Source organism: Pseudoalteromonas shioyasakiensis (assembly GCA_013391845.1).
GTDB lineage: Bacteria > Pseudomonadota > Gammaproteobacteria > Enterobacterales > Alteromonadaceae > Pseudoalteromonas > Pseudoalteromonas apostichopi.
On sequence record CP058414.1, the window covers coordinates 1170418 to 1188818 of the forward strand.

Consider the following 18401-nt stretch of genomic DNA (forward strand, 5'->3'; position numbering starts at 1 on the left):
TAATTAATTTTTCTGTTAGTCAATATAGCGTCGTAGCGCTATAGATATTTTCCAGCGATGTCTGGGGGCAAAAATGATCAATAAGTATTTAAAAATAGCAGTAGTAATGCTGCTTTCACCTGCGTTTGCAAACGCCAACGAACATAACCATGCACACAATAACGACGTAACACCTTTGGAGTTAATCGTTTATAAAACCCCTACTTGTGGGTGTTGTAAAAAATGGATAACTCATATTGAAGACAAAGGGATCGTTGCGCATTCCAAAGATTTCCGAAACATCGGCAACATCAAAACTAAGTATGGTATCAAACCTAATTACCGTTCATGCCACACGGCAGTGAGTAGAAATGGATTTGCCTTTGAAGGTCATATACCTGCTAAATTTATTCAGCAGTTCTTATCAGAAGAACATCCCAATGCGATTGGGCTTTCAGTTCCAGCAATGCCAGTTGGCTCTCCCGGTATGGAAGTCGATGACCGCTTTATGCCATACAACGTGTTAATTCTATTTAAAGATGGAACGAGCAAAGTCTATGCAAAAGTTAAGACATACGAGGAGCAATTCTAATGAAATTGAACTCTTCAAACCTTACTTCACTTTCAACTGCATTAATACTCGGCTTATCTGTATTCTCAGCTCAAGCTGAGAAAGTAGTGTCGCTTGAACAAGCTATCACCTTAGCTCAGCAAAATGATCCTTGGCTTCATGGTAGCCGATTGAAACAAAGTGCAGTTGAAAATAGAAGTATTGCTTCAGGTACTTTGCCTGATCCGAAAGTATCGCTAGGGATAATGAATTTACCAACAGATACTTGGGATTTAGATCAGGAAGGAATGACTCAGCTAAAGGTTGGCGTCTCTCAAATGTTTCCGAGAGGCGACAGTCTAGAGATCAAGAAAGACCAGTTACAAATTGAGTCCACGAAATTTCCACTGTTACGAGAGGATCGTAAAGCTAAGTTGAAAAGCCAAGTGTCACAACTTTGGTTAGATGCTTACTTAGCCCAACAAACTATTAAATTGATTGAAGATGATTGGTCTCTCTTTGAGCAGATGGCGGAAGTGGCTAAAGCTAGCTATTCAAACGTTGTTGGTAAAACTAGACAGCAAGATGTTATTCGTGCTCAGTTGGAAATCGTGCAGTTAGATGACAGATTAACTTCGCAAAAGCAGAAACTAGAAACGACAATCGCTCGTCTCAATGAGTGGCTTCATATTTACGATGCGGATCGTTTGAATGAATCATTCAACTTTGACGCGCAACCATTAGAGTTTAGCGTCTCAAAAGAATTGCCTTCGATTCAATTGAATAATCCAACAGTCCTAAAAGCATCTAATTACTCAAGAAATCTATTGGCTCAGGAGCTTTCGAATCACCCAGCCATACTTGCGATTGATATAAAACGCAAAGCTTCAGAAAAAGGAATTGAGTTAGCCAAACAGCAATATGAGCCGCAATGGGGTGTTAATGCTAGTTATGCCTATCGCGACAATATGCCCTCTGGTGATAGCCGAGCTGATTTATTTTCTGTTGGGGTAACGTTTGATTTACCCTTGTTTACCGAGAACAGACAAGATAAGCAAGTTGCAGCTTCTATTGCAGATTCAGAGACTATTAAAACCGAGAAACTATTACTGACAAAGCAAATGATCAGTGTTTTAGAAAAAGAACTAAGACAGCTTAAACGCTTATCAGATAGACAATCTATCTATCAAGAACAACTCCTTAAACAAACTCATGACCAAGCAGAAGCGTCATTGACAGCCTACACAAATGATGATGGCGATTTTGCCGAAGTTGTTCGAGCAAGAATTGCCGAATTAAATACCAGAATATCAGCTTTAAGAATTGATGTTGACGCACTTAAAACAGTTGCTCGTATCAACTATTTCTTTGCGCATTCTCAATCTAACTCAAATGCTGAACATAAGTCGATGCAAACTTCACACAAAACTAATCAGCACTTATCCAGTCAGCAATTTGGAGAAAAATAATGTCAACGAATACAAAAACAATTATTGCCATCATCATTGGGGCAGCACTTGGTGCTGGAGCATTGAGTTTATATCAAGGTACTGGCTCAAACAGTAATAGTAATGAAGCAACATCAGGAGAAAAAAAGCCTCTGTATTGGGTTGCACCGATGGATTCTAATTACCGCCGGGACAAGCCCGGTAAGTCGCCTATGGGGATGGATCTAATTCCAGTGTATGAGGAAGGATCATCTGGTGATGACTTTGGCCCCGGAGCAGTAAAAATTGCGCCTCATGTAGTGAATAACCTTGGGGTTCGCACTGCACCTGTTGAACTGAAAAATATGCATACTGAAATCTCAACGGTAGGTTATGTTCAATATGATGAAGATAAGCTAATTCATATCCACCCACGGGTTGATGGCTGGATTGATAAACTTTACATCAAAGCAGCAGGTAACCCTGTAGAGAAAGGGCAGCCTCTTTATACACTATATTCTCCTCAGTTAGTTAATGCTCAGGAAGAGCTGTTAATAGCGTTAAAGCGCAACAATAGTTCTTTAATTTCAGCAGCCAAAGATCGCCTAAAAGCGTTACAGCTTTCAGCAGACTTTGTTCAAAAGCTAGAAAAGACACGAAAGGTTCAGCAAACAATTACCTTTTATTCACCACAAGCAGGTGTTGTCGATGGTTTGAAGGTTAGAGAAGGTTTTTATGTAAAGCCGGGAAACACCTTATTAAGCATTGGCCAGCTAGATCAAGTTTGGGTTGAAGCAGAAGTGTTTGAACGTGACGCAGCCTTAATTAAAAAAGGACTTCCTGTATCAATGACACTGGATTATTTACCCGGTGAGGACTGGGCTGGTGTCGTTGATTATGTTTATCCAACATTGAACAGTAAAACACGCACACTCCGAGTGAGATTGAAATTTGATAACACAGACTATCAATTAAAACCAAATATGTTTGCACAAGTCTCTATTCACGCTAATCAAGCTGATAGCACCATCCTCGTGCCTAAAGAAGCCGTTATTAGAACAGGTAAACAGGACAGAGTAGTACTTGCGTTAGGTGATGGGCAATTTAAATCTATTGAAGTGACTATTGGCCGGGTTGATATCGACAGCATCGAAATATTAGACGGCTTAAATGAAGATGACGTTGTGGTGACATCTGCCCAATTCTTGATTGATTCTGAATCAAGTAAAAGCTCTGACTTTAAACGAATGACTCATGATGAAGTGCCTAACTCTGTTTGGATGCAAGGGGATGTTAATAGTGTTATGGCAGGGCACCGCATGGTTAATATTTCACATGGCCCTGCTGAAGCTTGGGATTGGCCTGAAATGGTTATGGATTTTACTGTGGCTGAAAAAGTCGATATTGACTCATTAAAGTCAGGTCAATCTTTGCACTTTGAAGTGAGCAAAACCGAAGACGGTGGATATGAAATTACTGGAATTCATATCATGAGTGAGCCTGAAGTATCATCAGCAACAGTATCTGGTTTGATTAATGCGATTGATATTGATACACGGATTCTAAATATTAGCAGAGGCCCAATAGAGAAATGGGATAGACCTGCTGCGACGATGGATTTTATCGTCGCGGACAATATAGAAATGGTTGATTTCAATGTCGGTGATAATGTCACTTTCACTTTTGAGGTTAGAGATGACTTAGTTATCACTGACATTTCTCTTGAATCAGATGAACAACACGGCAAGGAAAATAAAGCTGCTGTTGATCATTCTAATCATTAAGTGGGAGAAAAATAATGATTGAATCAATTATTAGATGGTCTATCGGCAATCGTTTCTTTGTTTTGTTGATTACCTTAATTATCGCGTTTGGTGGTTTGTATTCATTACAAAAAACACCAGTAGATGCACTCCCCGATCTTTCTGATGTGCAGGTGATAATTAAGACGAGCTATCCGGGACAGGCACCACAAGTAGTGCAGGATCAAGTGACATTTCCTCTTACTACAGCGATGTTATCAGTGCCGGGGGCGCAAACTGTTCGTGGTTACTCATTTTTTGGTGATTCCTACGTCTACATTATTTTTGATGACGATACTGATTTGTATTGGGCTAGAAGCAGAGTACTTGAATACTTAAGCCAAGTAGCATCAAGCCTGCCTGATTCGGCAAAACCTCAATTAGGACCTGATGCAACAGGTGTGGGTTGGGTATACATTTACGCTTTAACAGATAAGTCTGGAAACCATGATCTAAGCCAATTAAGAAGCATTCAAGACTGGTTCTTAAAGTATGAACTACAAACTGTTCCGGGCGTGTCCGAAGTTGCCGCCGTTGGTGGTATGGTTAAGCAGTATCAAGTGCAAGTAGATCCTGATAAATTGAGAGCTTACGATATTCCTCTAAGTTTAATACAAATAGCCTTACAAAAAGGGAACAAAGAAACTGGCGCATCCGTTGTGGAAATGGCTGAAGCTGAATATATGGTTACCGCAACGGGGTATATTCAATCAGTTAGTGATATAGAGAAAATCCCACTTGGTATTAACGAACAAGGCACGCCATTGCGTATTGGTGATGTTGCTACCGTTAATTTAGGGCCTCAAATGCGCCGTGGTATCGCAGAGCTTAATGGTGAAGGCGAAGTTGTTGGTGGTGTTGTCGTTATGCGCTTTGGTGAAAACGCTCAACAAACCATAAACGGGGTAAAAGAAAAACTTGAATCGCTTAAATCTTCTCTACCAGAGGGGGTGGAGATTGTCCCTGTTTATGACAGATCGAAGTTAATAGATCGTGCTGTTGATAATCTTTGGAGCAAGTTGCTAGAGGAGCTTGCAGTCGTTGCTATTGTCTGTGTGGCTTTCCTATTTCATCTTCGCTCATCTATTGTGGCAGTTGTTACTCTGCCATTAGGTATCTTGGTGTCGTTCATTATCATGTATATGCAAGGCATCAATGCCAACATTATGTCTTTAGGCGGTATCGCTATTGCGATTGGTGCGATGACTGATGGTGCAATAGTGATGATTGAAAATATGCACAAGCATATGGAGAAAACACCACTAACAGATGAAAATCGCTGGCAAATTGTTGCTAAGGCTGCGAGTGAAGTAGGCCCTGCACTATTTTTTAGCTTACTGATCATTACAGTCTCATTCTTACCTGTATTTATCTTGGAAGCGCAAGAAGGAAGAATGTTCTCTCCGCTCGCCTATACAAAAACCTATGCAATGGCGGCATCAGCAGGTTTGGCGATCACATTGGTGCCTGTTTTGATGGGCTACTTTATTCGAGGCAAAGTTGTTTCTGAAAAGAAAAACCCGTTAAACCGATTATTGATTGCTATCTACATGCCTGTTTTAAAGCAAGTCATGAAGTTTCCAAAATCGACAATAGTAGCAGCAATATTAGTGACTATCGTTGGCTTTTGGCCTGTCGATAAAATTGGTAGTGAATTCATTCCGCCATTGGATGAAGGCGATCTCATGTATATGCCTACTACCTATCCCGGTATTTCAATTGGTAAAGCAAGGGAGTTATTGCAGCAAACAGACAAGCTTATTCGCACTGTGCCAGAAGTTGAAACTGTATTTGGTAAAGTAGGAAGAGCTGAAACTGCAACCGATCCTGCACCTTTAACCATGATTGAAACCTTTATTCAATTGAAGCCACGAGAGCAGTGGCGAGAGGGTGTGACTACTGAATCGTTAAAAGCTGAGTTTGATAAATTGGTTAAGTTTCCGGGCTTAACGAATGCTTGGGTTATGCCAATCAAGACCCGAATCGACATGTTAGCAACAGGCATAAAAACGCCTGTGGGTATTAAAGTCGCCGGACCAGAGCTTGATGTGATTCAGGAAATCGGCCAACAAATAGAGCAAATTTTACCCGAAGTTACAGGCACAGCATCAGTTTACTCAGAGCGAGTTGCAGGTGGACGATATATCAAGGTTGATATTTCACGCGATAAGGCAAGTCGCTTTGGGTTAAACATCGAAGATGTTCAACAAGTGGTTTCTACAGCTATTGGTGGTATGAACGTTACCCAAACGGTAGAAGGTCAAGAGCGTTACCCTGTTAACTTACGCTATCCGCAAGACTATCGAGACTCTCCTGAGCAGCTATCACGATTACCTGTTGTAACACCAAGTGGTCAACGCATTGCACTAGGTGATGTCGCAGATATTCGAGTTGAGAACGGTCCGCCGGGAATTAAGAGTGAAAATGCTCGTTTAAATGGCTGGACGTTTATCGATATAGACGGTGTTGACGTAGGTACTTATGTTGAAAGTGCAAAAATACACTTGGCTAATAATCTAAAACTACCAGCAGGTTATTCAATTACTTGGGCTGGGCAATACGAATATATGGAAAGAGCGAAAGAAAAGCTCACCTATGTATTGCCTTTAACACTCGCCATTATTGTTATTCTACTTTACTTAAACTTCAGAGCGTTTAGTGAGGTGGCTATCATTATCGTTACCTTGCCGATGGCGATGATTGGTGGCTTATGGTTGATGTATCTGGAAGGGTTTAACTTCTCTGTGGCTGTTGGCGTGGGCTTTATTGCTCTAGCTGGGGTAGCGGTTGAGATTGGTGTGATAATGTTGGTCTATCTCAATCAGGCACTTGCTGAGCTTAAGGAAAAAGCTGAAGAGCGAGCTGAACCTATCTCTGATGATGCATATCAAGATGCATTATTGCACGGTGCAGGCTTACGAGTTCGTCCAGTAATGATGACAGTTGCAACAATCATTATCGGCTTGATGCCCATTTTATATGGTACAGGAACAGGTTCGGAGATTATGAGTCGTATTGCTGCACCTATGGTAGGCGGAATGACAAGTGCTGTGCTACTCACTCTTATTGTGCTCCCAGTAATTTACTCAATCGTTAAAAAGCCAGAATTAAACGCCTTTAACAAGGAGCTTTCTAAGGCGGAGCTAAAAAGTAATGCTTAGCACGGCTAGAAAATATCACAAATGGCTAATGGCATTTGTCGGAATACAATTCCTCTTCTGGTCTATTACAGGCGTGTATATGGTGACTATGGATATTCACTATATACACGGCGAAACCTTGGCTAAGAGTGAGGAAGCCAAAATAGATTTAGCAAGTATGGATTACTCCATTGTAAAGCTAGCTGCGGATTATCCTAAAGCTAGCCAAGTTACACTTACTCAAAGTATGGGCCGTCCTTTGTATTCTTTTATTAATGGAGAAAATGGAAAAGTAGCAATAGATGCTAAAACTGGAGCTGTTCAGGCACTTGTAGATGAAATCAAGGCTAAAGAAATCGCACAATACCATTATGCGCTGAATCATCAAATCGACAGCGTAAGGTTGATTAAGTCAGCGACAAACTTGCCTGCTGAGTTGTCCCCAAGGCATTTACCTGTTTGGAGAGTGACGTTTGAGCAATTCTCCACACCGACATTTTATATAAGTCAACAAACAGGATCACTTGTTGCCAAGCGTCATGATTACTGGCGATTGTTTGATTGGATGTGGCGGTTCCACATTATGGATTACTATGATGGAGAAAACGTATCTAACTGGTTTTTGTTCTTGGTCGCAACTCTAGGTCTAATGGGAGCAATTACTGGCGCAGTATTGACTTATTACCGAGTGCTTTCCCCAAATAAAAAGGGAGTCATTTGATGCGACTATTTAAGTTAAATACAACGATACACAAGTGGCTTTCTTTATTTGTTGGTTTACAACTGCTTATTTGGTTGGGAACGGGCCTTTACTTCAATTTGATGGATCACAGTAAAGCCAGTGGTAATGAACTTAGAGTTCATTCTCATCATGAAGGTAGCATTACAGGCTTTGACCTATTCCCTATTAAAGACATTACTAGTAATGCTCCGCAGGAAGTAAACCTTATATGGGTTTTACATCAGCCTTACTATCATTTTGTGTTCGATAAGGGGCAGCATAGCTATCAAGAACGCCACTCAAAGCTATTTGATGCTGTAACAGGAAAGCCATTTAATTTGTCTGAAGAACAAGTACTAACTTTGGCAAAAAACTCCTACTCAGGACAGGGTAAGTTAACTACTCCAGTGTTATCTCAACCTCCGTTTTCTGATCACGTAAGGCAGCAAAATCCTATGTGGCAAGTTGCCGTTGAGGATGAGAACAATACAACTATTTATTTAGATAGTATTACAGGTCAAGTACTTCGCCATGCCAATGATGATTTCAGATTGAAAGATCTGATGATGAAGCTTCACTTTATGGACTATGGCAATTCTGGAGGATTTAACCATTGGTTGATCATTGCATTTGCTTTTGCAACGCTATTCCTTTCAATTACTGGTGTTACTTGGCTGATACAACAGTATCGAAGTGGTTTACTGAAGCTAGGTTGGGGCACTAACAGGCAAAAAGTGGCAGTGACGTTTTCCAATGAAAATACTATTACTGACATCTCAGCAGTTGGTCGCTCAACTGTACTAGAAGGGCTAGCTAGTTCACATGTATACCTTCCTTCAGGTTGCGGTGGTGGCGGTACTTGTGGCAAATGCGTGTTCTTAAGTTCAACTAAATTACCTATCACACTATCTGAACAGGAACATTTATCTCAGGAGCAACTTAAGGAAGGTTATCGGCTTGGATGTCAGCATAGGTTCTCTGAAATTAGTTCGATTGAAGTTAATACTGATCGCAATATTGAAAATCATGAGCTAGTTGTGGTTGCGACTAATTTCATTACTCCTTTTATCAAGGAAGTGAAATTTAAGCTGAAATCAGGCAAACAGTTGGCATTTAAAGCTGGTGCATATATGCAATTTGATGTGCCAGCAGGGATGAATAGCTTACGTCCAGATGATATGCCAGAGTGCTATGAAAAATACTGGGATAGCTACTATCATGGAAAATTTTCTCATAACGGTGTAACTCGCCACTACTCATTAGTTAACTTTGACGAGGAGTCTGATGAGTTAATGTTTAATATCCGTTGGCAGACCGCAAAGAATGGTTTTAAAGCAGGAATAGGTTCAAGTTATTTAGGTTCACTCCAAGTAGGTGAAACGATAACTGCAAAAGGCCCTTTTTCTGATTTTTATGCCACTTCAAATAAAAAAGTTAGTCGCGTGTTTATTGGTGCGGGTTCAGGACTTGCACCACTGAGGTCTATTATTTTTGAACAGTTGAAAAAGCATAAAGATAAAAGTGGTTTGACTCTTATCTATGGTGCGCGAACTGAAGATGACTTGCTATACCATAATGAATTGAAGTCACTGAGTGAGAAGCATAAAAACTTCTCTTATATTCCTACTCTTTCTAATCCTTCAGAAGAATGGCAAGGGCACTCAGGCTATGTTCAAAAAGTACTTCTGCCGTATATGAACCAAAAATCAGAACTGCTTTTGGCTGAGTTTTACTTGTGCGGTCCAGAAGCAATGATGAGTGAAGTGGAAAAAATAATTACAGATGCTGGGATTCCAAGTAATAAAATTTTCAAAGATAAATTTAGTCGTTAATCCATTAAATAAATAGAGGTATATATGAAAACATTAATTAAATTTTTAACCGTAATCAGTGTCGTTTTTAGTAGTGCGGTATTTGCGCATGTGCATCTTGAAAAAAGTGTGCCTGCTGATAATGCAATGCTAATGAATCCTCCAGAAGAGTTAACTTTGGTGTTCACCAAAGAGGTACGGGTTGTAAAAGTTTCATTGGCCAATAAACAAGGCGAAGAATTTAAATTTGGATTCGAGCCTTCTAAAGTCGCTACTAGCAAATTTACATGGAAACTACCTAAATTAGCTCCTGCAAACTATGCTGTGGATGTAACCTTCTTAGGTAACGATGGTCATAAAATGAAACATAGCTTCGGCTTTATGGTTCACTAAAATAGGCGGTGTGATTGATATGGAAATGTATATCTGGAATACAGTCATTGTACTGTCAAAAATTGTATTTTACGTCGGCTTTGCCTGTATTGCTGGTTATACATTTTTCAGGCAAATATTTGAGAATAATGAATCTCATACTAATGCTGTAATAGCGAATTTAACGTGGACAAGAACTTATATAGTTATGGCTTTGATCGCTAATATTACTTGGTTCTTTGCCAGTACTGGTGCAATGGCAGAAGAGGGAATTCAGGGGGCGATAGACGCTGATATATTGGCTATTATGTGGGACTCCTCTGTCGGCACTGGAGCTTTGCTTCGAGCGCTTGGGCTAGTTACCGCAATAATCGCTTTAGCTTTAAGGTTCAAACTCGCTGTGAACTCGTACTTAAAACAAAGCGCTTTAATGTTGAGTTTATTAATCCTTGCATACTCATTCACGTTACTGGGTCATATTTCTGAGTTAGGCACAATTGAAAAAGGCTTGCTTATTTTGCATGTGCTCGTTATGGCATGGTGGTTTGGGGCGTTATTGCCACTAAAACAGGCTTGCCATCAGCTAAGTTATGCAGAACTTCATTTGCTGATGGAAAGCTTTGGCAAACAAGCAAGTTTTACATTGAGCCTATTGTTGGTAGCAGGCCTCTGGCTCGTGATTCAATTGGTCGGAAGTCTTGATGCACTAATAAGCTCAAGTTACGGACAAACACTGTTGTTTAAATTGGCCCTTGTAGTGTCTATTTTGGCACTTGCTGCTAAACATAAACTAATACTCGTTCCACAACTTAAAAATAGTCAAGGCAGAGAGGCTTTATCTAAATCTATCTCGATAGAAATGGTAGTAGCTTTTGCCATTTTATCTGTAACGGCTGGGCTTACTAGTGTTGTTGGCCCTGCAAATTAAAACCTAAAAGAGAAAATGAAAATGAAAACAATAAATATCCTACTCGTTTTATTAATGACGTTTAGTTTCGCAGCAAACGCTCATGGTGATAAGAATAAAGACAAAGGATTGTTTAAAGGTGTAGATACACCAGCCGCAAAAGTTGTTTTGGCATTTCATCAAGCACTTGAAACTGGCAATCAAAAACAGGCTAGAGCGCAGTTAGCGGATGATGTCACCATTTTCGAGGGAGGCCGCGTTGAAAGGAGCGCTGATGAATATGCTCATCATCATATGTTGTCGGATATGAAGTATTTAGCAGCGATGAAGAGCGACACACTTGAACATCAAGTGACGATACTTGGAAATACAGCTATCTCTGCCTCGCGTAGTCAAACTAAAGGTACTTACAATGGTGAAGAACGTGATTATCAAGGGATGGAAACAATGGTTCTCGAAAAGCAAAACGGTGAATGGAAAATTAAGCACATTCATTGGTCACACTAATTTATTGGTCAAACCTCGGAGAGTAAAATGAGAATTAAAGATCCATTACATCAAATTTCTACACCGCGTAGACGCTTTGTACAAGGTTTAGCTGCTGGCGGTATATTAGCTGCTTTTCCAAGCATTCTTCATGCTGCTTCATCTTTAGTGGCTGGAACAATAACAGGTACTGTGCCCGAACTAAGTGGAGAAATAATAGATCTGGTGATAGATGAGTCACCCGTAAACTTCACAGGTGTTGTAAGAATGGCTACAACAATCAATGGCTCAATACCAGCTCCTACCTTGCGCCTCAGAGAAGGTGATGACGTTACTATCAGGGTAACTAATAAATTATCAGTGCCGAGTTCAATTCATTGGCATGGGATCATTCTTCCGTATCAAATGGATGGCGTACCGGGTATTAGCTTTAAAGGTATAATGCCGGGTGAAACCTTTGTTTATAAATTTAAGCTGCAACAAAGCGGCACATATTGGTATCACTCACACAGTGGCTTTCAAGAAATGACAGGTATGTACGGCGCATTAATTATTGAGCCAAGAGAAAAGGATATTATTAGTGCTGACAATGAGCATGTTATCCAATTGTCTGATTGGACTGATGATGACCCAATGGATTTGTTCCGCAAGTTAAAAGTACAGAGCGATGTATTTAACTTTAATCAACCTACTGTTCCAGAGTTTTTTGATGACATTTCAAATAGCAGCGTTTCAAATGCGCTACAACGCCGGGAAATGTGGAATAAAATGAGAATGAACCCTACAGATCTTGCAGACTTATCAGCATCTGCAATGACTTTTTTAATGAATGGTTGTGCGCCTTTGACAAACTGGCGTGGAATGTTTAAAGCTGGCGAAAAGGTTAGGCTTAGATTTATTAACGGTTCTAGCAATACGTTTTTTGATGTAAGAATACCTGAGCTGAAGTTAACAGTTGTACAAGCTGATGGACAAAATGTTGAACCTGTGACAGTAGATGAATTTAGATTTGGTCCCGGTGAAACTTATGATGTACTTGTCGAGCCAAAAAATGATGCATATACGATTTTTGCACAAAGCATGGATCGCTCAGGTTATGCTAAAGGTACTTTATCAATGGCACCTAATATTGATGCACCAGTACCTGCTCTAGATCCCGTTGAATGGTTAACGATGACAGATATGATGGGGAATATGGCCCAAGGTGGTGAGCATTCCGCGATGGCAGGTATGGCAGACATGTCGGGCATGAATTCTAATAAAATGGATCATAGTGCAATGGGTCATGGAGCGATGGCAATGGATCATAGTAAACATGGAATGACTAAAAACCCATTAGCTGTTGCTAGCACTAAAGTGCGTCATGCAAAAACAGAGTATGGAGCTTCTGTTGATATGCGTGTTGATATGCCTAGAACAAACCTTGATGATCCCGGTATAGGTTTACGTAAAAATGGACGCCGTGTTTTAACACTTGCAGATTTACATTCTCTTGAGGGAATTACAAACCAGCAAGAGCCAGAGGCTGAAATTGAATTACATTTAACTGGAAACATGGAGCGTTATAGCTGGTCATTTGATGGCTTGGAATTTGGAAAAAGCACGCCAGTTCACATGAAGCATAATCAACGTTTAAGAGTTATTTTACAAAACGATACAATGATGACACATCCCATGCACCTGCATGGTATGTGGAGCGATTTGGAGAATGAAAAAGGTGATGTACAGGTTCGTCGCCATACTATCCCTGTACAACCAGCGCAAAGAATTAGTTTTTTAACAACACCTCATGACGTAGGTCGCTGGGCATGGCATTGCCATTTATTATTCCACATGGATGCAGGTATGTTTAGAGAGGTAGTTGTATCATGAAAAAATTAATACTAACCAATACGTTAAGACTATTATTAATAGGTTTGCCCCTTATAAGTGTATCTGTATCTGCAAAAGATGAGATGACTGAGATGGGTGATTCTAAAATGCAAGCACAAGGTGGAGATGCACCTAAAGATGCTAGAGACCCCCATGCTTATGCAGCAGGTACAACTTTGACTGAAGGTCCTTATGCACTCAGTAGCGACAAACGACTGACTTTGGCAGATGAGCATTCATTTTACGCGCTACTAGGGGATCGTCTTGAATATAATGAGCAAACAAACGCAGGTGTTTTTGACTTTCAGGCATGGTATGGCACTACTTTTGATAGATTAGTCATCAAAACTGAAGGAGATTTTAGCGAAGGTAATTTAGAGGAGAACCAAACAGATTTTCTATGGGGCCACGCAATATCTGCTTATTGGGATACACAAGTCGGTATTCGACTTGATTACAATAACGAAGGTGAAAACCGCAAATGGCTAGCTTTTGGTTTACAAGGTCTAGCCCCCTACTGGTTTGAAATTGATATGACTGCGTATTTAGGAGAGCAAGGTAATAGTGCATTTTCGATCGAAGCTGAGTATGAGCTATTACTTACTCAAAAGTTAATTGTTCAACCACGAGCAGAGTTGACGCTTTACGGTAAGGATGACGTCCAAAATAACCTTGGTAGTGGCTTGTCTAGCAGTGCTATTGGTTTTCGGGTTCGTTATGAGTTTACCCGCCAGTTTGCTCCCTATGTTGGCGTTGAGTGGACAAATAAATTTGGTAATACAGCCGACTTTGCGAAGTTAAATGGGCAAAGTACTCGTGATACTGCTTTTGTTGCAGGTATCAAGTTCTGGCTCTGATATGAAGAAATACTATATTGACTTGATGAGAGCTACCGCAACTATATTGATGGTAGCTTTCGTTTTTTGGGATTTAAACCATTTTAGTTATGTTAGGAAAGGCCTAGCTAATAGTTTTTTTGGAAAGAACTAAGAGCAGTAATAGTAAGCTACTTCTTGTTTTCAATCGGTGCCAGTCTGGTGTATACCTATCAAGGTGGAATATCAGCTAAGAAGTAAAGTTGGCGAATGGTTAAGGTTAAAGAGTCAAGGCAAAAAACATCGCCATTGAAAGACGTACAATAGGCCATTTTATCACTTTTGATGAACGGGAATTGGATGTGCCCGGGATAGAACCGATTGTTGCAAAGTACTGCGCTTAAAGCTGAACAATTGGAAAAATGATCCATTACTCAATACCTAGTTATGAGCGTAGGGTTTTTATTTCTTTTAATGGTGCTCATGCTTGGCTTCAATCTCATGAGTATAAATTAGACACCCCTTTTATACTTGTGAAGTTAAAGCTGTTTAAAAAAGTAAAAAGTAAAAAGTAAAAAGTAAAAAGTTTAGGTTTTAGTTCAAAGGTTGATCAAGATCATAAAATTATTTTTATAAAGTGGCTAATATTGTAGGTGATAAATAAGGAATTAAAATGTTTGGACTTTTCAAGTGGTTTAAAATAGTGGTAATTACTCTGTTGCTTACGCAGCATGGCTTTGCTATTGCTAAACCAATGAATTGTGAAGAACATCAAAATGGATCTTCCGACACGCATATTATACAACCAAGCAAAAATATGCATCATCAATCAATGAATGACAATAGTCACTATCACACTGAAAATTCGCAAGATTCTAAAAACCGTCATGGTGATGAAGACTGTGAAAAATGTAAAGCTGGTGATTGTGTTTGTTGTGAAGGCGGTTTTTGTACAAGCTTTCATTTAAATGCCTATCTTGTGGAAGCGCAAGACGAAGGTATTTGCAATATTCATTCTGAGCTAATTCTACAGCGTATACCCCTACCAAAATCTGGTATCCATCTCTTACTTTATCGTCCACCAATTATTGGCTAATCACGGGATCAGTGCGCCTTTTTTTCGCCAGTCCCATCAAAAATAAAACGATTTACTGATTGGTTTAAATTACCAACCGTTTTGAACAATTAGCACAATATTTTTTGGAGGCATGATGAACATGCTCAAACTATTGCTATTTACAGTACTTAATGCTGTCGATTTTGACCGAGATTTCTCTTTTACCAAAAAATTAGTTTTTAGCTTATTCACTAGAATTAGTACTTGACCTGTGTCTTAGACACAGGTCTAAGCTGAAGATGAGAGTACAAACTTAGCTAAAAAACTGAGGAGTGAATATGAAAGTTGCGGAGCTGGCAAAAAGCCTTGGAACGACTGCTGATACGGTGCGCTATTACACCAGATTAGGATTGTTAAAACCTGCTAAGTCAGTGAACGGCTACAAGTCATACTCGAATAAAGAAGTATCGAGACTTAAATTCATTTTAAGTGCCAGAAACCTTGGTTTTTCCGTTGCAGATATCAAGGAAATTATTAATGAATCTGAAGATGGTAAAAGTGCGTGCCCATTAGTCAGAAGCCTGATCAAAGAGCGGCTTGAAGAAACAGAAAAGCAGTTTCAAGCAATGTTGGCACTTCGAGGAAAAATGTCTTCTGCGCTTTCTCGATGGGAAGAAATGGAAGACAAAGCACCGACTGCAAACATGGTTTGTCATCTCATCGAAAACTTTGAGCAAATTAAAAAAGCATAGGAGGAAAAAGGGTGGCTACTAACACAAATATAAAAACTGAATCAGGCTGTTGCTGTCAGGCAAAAGCTCAATCCTCTTCGTGTAAAAGTAAGGAGAATACGTTGGAGAAAGTATCACATAACCAACAGCTTATCATTGAAGGTGCTGGGTGTGCTAGCTGTGTAGGCAAAATTGAAGGGGCGTTGAAGGCAACTCTTGGAGTCGTCAGTGCGGAAATGAATTTTGCTGATAGGACAGTAACAGTTTATGGGACAGCTAAAACAAAAGAGTTGATCAAAGCTGTTGAGTCAGTGGGGTATAACGCGAAGCCAATTGATGATAGCTCAGCAACAGATGCGCTTGATGAGAAAGAGGCTGCGGATTTTGCATATTACAAAAAGCTAATGCGCGATACGTTTATTGCCCTTTCACTCGGCGTTCCTTTGATGATCTACAGCATTGTAGTTGGAGAAATGACGGTTGAAACAAACCTTGAACGAATTTCTTGGTTGGTTGTAGGCATTTTAACTTTTGGTGTTATGTATTTTTCAGGCAAGCATTTCTATGTAGGAGCATGGAAGAGCTTCAAAAATCATTCAGCCAATATGGACACCCTAATTGCTTTAGGAACAGGCACGGCTTGGTTGTATTCGATGGTTGTCGTGTTTGCACCTGACGCTGTTCCATTGATGGCACGGCATGTTTATTTTGAAGCTACCGCCATGATCATTGGCTTAATTGATTTAGGTTTAGCATTAGAAATCAAAGCCAGAGGTAAAACCTCTGAGGCCATTAAACGTCTTATCGGCTTGCAAGCCAAAACAGCAACCGTGGTTCGTGACAACAAAGAAGTTCAGATAGGTATTGAGCAGGTTTTATTTAACGATATTGTGAAGGTAAAACCGGGTGAAAAAATTCCCGTCGATGGCGTGGTATTGGAAGGACACACCTCTATTGATGAGTCCATGCTGACAGGCGAACCTATGCCTGCTGAAAAAGCTGAAGAAGATGAGGTTGTCGCAGGTACTTTGAACAAATCAGGCATGATTTTATTTAGAGCCACACGCGTTGGTAAAGACACGGCGCTTGCACAGATCATCAATATGGTGAAACGAGCACAAAATTCGAAACCGCCGATTGGCCGTTTGGCCGATGTTATTTCAGCTTTTTTCGTACCTGTCGTGATGATCACCTCTGTGTTAAGTGCGCTAGCATGGCTTAACTTTGGACCTGAGCCAGCCATTGCTTTTGCCATCGTTTCAGCAACTACTGTGCTTATTATTGCCTGCCCGTGTGCTTTAGGCTTGGCAACACCCATGTCTGTCATGGTGGGAGTAGGAAAAGCAGCAGAAGCCGGAGTGCTTATTCGCAACGGTGAGGCACTGCAAACCGCCTCTAAAATCACTGCCATGATTTTAGATAAAACGGGCACTATTACTGAAGGGGCACCTAAGGTAACCGATATTATTTTAGCAAAAGCTACTGACGAAAAAGACGTACTACAGCTTGCAGCAAGTTTAGAAAGCGGCTCAGAGCATCCTTTAGCGCAAGCGATTGTTGAAAGTGCGTTAGATCAGGATATTGAGTTACTAAAAATTGAAGCCTTTAACGCCATTACGGGTTTTGGTGTAGAAGCAAGCTGCAACAACAAAGCCCTGCTTTTCGGAAACGATAAACTAATGAAGTTAAAAGGCATAGACCTCACAGGCTTTGTTGAACAAGCACAGTCTTTAGCCAAAGAAGCCAAAACACCTATGTACTTTGCTGTAGATGGTGAACTTGCAGCAATCATTGCTGTTGCAGATCCTATCAAGTCAGACTCAATCTCTGCTATCAAACGGCTTCAGGCTAATGGTATACGCGTCATCATGTTAACGGGTGATAACAAGGAAACCGCTGCCGCCGTAGCTAAAAAAGTGGGTATTAGTGAGTTTCTTGCTGAAGTGCTGCCAGAAGATAAAGCCAACAAGGTGAAAGAGCTACAAGAAGGCGGCGAAATTGTTGGTATGACAGGAGATGGCATCAACGATGCTCCTGCGCTAGCGTTAGCCGATGTTGGCTTCGCCATAGGCACAGGGACTGATGTAGCTATCGAAAGTGCTGACATTACCCTAATGCGTGGTTCACTTCATGGCCTTGCTGATGCCATAGCGGTAAGCAAAGCTACTTTACGAAATATCAAACAAAACTTGTTTGGCGCGTTTGTCTATAACGTAGCCGGGATTCCTTTTGCTGCGGGGGTTCTATATCCCTTCTTTGGCATTCTGCTTAGCCCTGTAATTGCAGGTGCTGCAATGGCGTTTTCGTCATTGACTGTAGTGTCAAATGCAAATCGACTTCGCTTTTTTAAAGCAAAAGAGCATTAAGGAGAATCACAATGATGGTTATTAACTTATTAGGCTTAATGTTAATCGCGCTGATTGTTTGGTGGTTTTGGCTATATAAACCCAATAAAACAATCGTTCAAGGTAATGAAGTACTCATTGAAGTGAGGGATGGTGTGTATTCCCCATCCTCAATTCAGGTGTCTGCTAGCCAACCTGTCACTCTGAAGTTTATGCGCAAAGATCAATCCCCCTGCGCTGAAACAATGCTTATTCCTTCATTGGATATAAGCGAACAGCTTAAATTAAATGAAATTACTCAAATTACCCTATTGAACTTATCACCGGGAGAGCATGAGTTTCACTGTCAGATGCAAATGTATCGCGGTGTCTTAAAAGTCGTTTAG

The 18401-nt window shown here is 40.4% G+C and carries 15 protein-coding genes; all 15 read left to right on the forward strand.

The annotated features are described in order from the left end of the window. Window positions 1–73 precede the first annotated feature (73 nt). Window positions 74–571 (forward strand): DUF411 domain-containing protein, encoded by a 498-nt coding sequence (locus tag HYD28_05380; GenBank protein ID QLE08440.1) that lies wholly within the window; start codon window positions 74–76, stop codon window positions 569–571. Beyond that, window positions 571–1998, forward strand: a complete 1428-nt coding sequence (locus tag HYD28_05385; GenBank protein ID QLE08441.1) for a TolC family protein — start codon at window positions 571–573, stop codon at window positions 1996–1998. Before HYD28_05380 ends, HYD28_05385 begins: the two co-directional genes overlap by 1 nt. Beyond that, entirely contained in the window at window positions 1998–3740 is a 1743-nt protein-coding gene (locus HYD28_05390; protein ID QLE08442.1) for an efflux RND transporter periplasmic adaptor subunit, read from the forward strand. Before HYD28_05385 ends, HYD28_05390 begins: the two co-directional genes overlap by 1 nt. Before the next feature lie 14 nt (window positions 3741–3754). Further along, on the forward strand, window positions 3755–6919 hold the full coding sequence (locus HYD28_05395; GenBank protein QLE08443.1) for an efflux RND transporter permease subunit: 3165 nt from the start codon (window positions 3755–3757) through the stop codon (window positions 6917–6919). Beyond that, on the forward strand, window positions 6912–7619 hold the full coding sequence (locus HYD28_05400) for a PepSY domain-containing protein (GenBank protein ID QLE08444.1): 708 nt from the start codon (window positions 6912–6914) through the stop codon (window positions 7617–7619). Before HYD28_05395 ends, HYD28_05400 begins: the two co-directional genes overlap by 8 nt. Further along, window positions 7619–9451: a 2Fe-2S iron-sulfur cluster binding domain-containing protein gene (locus tag HYD28_05405; protein ID QLE10492.1), complete on the forward strand. Its 1833-nt coding sequence runs from the start codon at window positions 7619–7621 to the stop codon at window positions 9449–9451. The genes HYD28_05400 and HYD28_05405 overlap by 1 nt, the downstream gene beginning before the upstream one ends. A gap of 24 nt (window positions 9452–9475) precedes the next feature. Then, window positions 9476–9823: a copper resistance protein CopC gene (locus HYD28_05410; protein QLE08445.1), complete on the forward strand. Its 348-nt coding sequence runs from the start codon at window positions 9476–9478 to the stop codon at window positions 9821–9823. A gap of 19 nt (window positions 9824–9842) precedes the next feature. After that, window positions 9843–10730 carry a CopD family protein gene (locus HYD28_05415; GenBank protein QLE08446.1) on the forward strand — a complete coding sequence of 296 codons (888 nt, stop codon included), beginning with the start codon at window positions 9843–9845 and terminating at the stop codon, window positions 10728–10730. A gap of 15 nt (window positions 10731–10745) precedes the next feature. Continuing rightward, complete coding sequence (locus HYD28_05420; protein QLE08447.1) at window positions 10746–11216, forward strand: nuclear transport factor 2 family protein; 471 nt, start codon at window positions 10746–10748, stop codon at window positions 11214–11216. Between the two features lie 27 nt (window positions 11217–11243). Beyond that, on the forward strand, window positions 11244–13067 hold the full coding sequence (locus HYD28_05425) for a copper resistance system multicopper oxidase (GenBank protein ID QLE08448.1): 1824 nt from the start codon (window positions 11244–11246) through the stop codon (window positions 13065–13067). After that, complete coding sequence (locus tag HYD28_05430; GenBank protein ID QLE08449.1) at window positions 13064–13924, forward strand: copper resistance protein B; 861 nt, start codon at window positions 13064–13066, stop codon at window positions 13922–13924. The genes HYD28_05425 and HYD28_05430 overlap by 4 nt, the downstream gene beginning before the upstream one ends. Window positions 13925–14555: 631 nt before the next feature. Beyond that, complete coding sequence (locus HYD28_05435) at window positions 14556–14978, forward strand: hypothetical protein (protein QLE08450.1); 423 nt, start codon at window positions 14556–14558, stop codon at window positions 14976–14978. 299 nt (window positions 14979–15277) lie between these two features. Beyond that, a complete protein-coding gene (locus HYD28_05440; GenBank protein QLE08451.1) occupies window positions 15278–15691 on the forward strand; it encodes a MerR family transcriptional regulator in 414 nt (137 codons plus the stop codon). A 101-nt stretch (window positions 15692–15792) separates the two neighbouring features. After that, complete coding sequence (locus HYD28_05445) at window positions 15793–18036, forward strand: copper-translocating P-type ATPase (GenBank protein ID QLE08452.1); 2244 nt, start codon at window positions 15793–15795, stop codon at window positions 18034–18036. An 11-nt stretch (window positions 18037–18047) separates the two neighbouring features. Beyond that, window positions 18048–18401 carry a cupredoxin domain-containing protein gene (locus tag HYD28_05450; GenBank protein ID QLE08453.1) on the forward strand — a complete coding sequence of 118 codons (354 nt, stop codon included), beginning with the start codon at window positions 18048–18050 and terminating at the stop codon, window positions 18399–18401.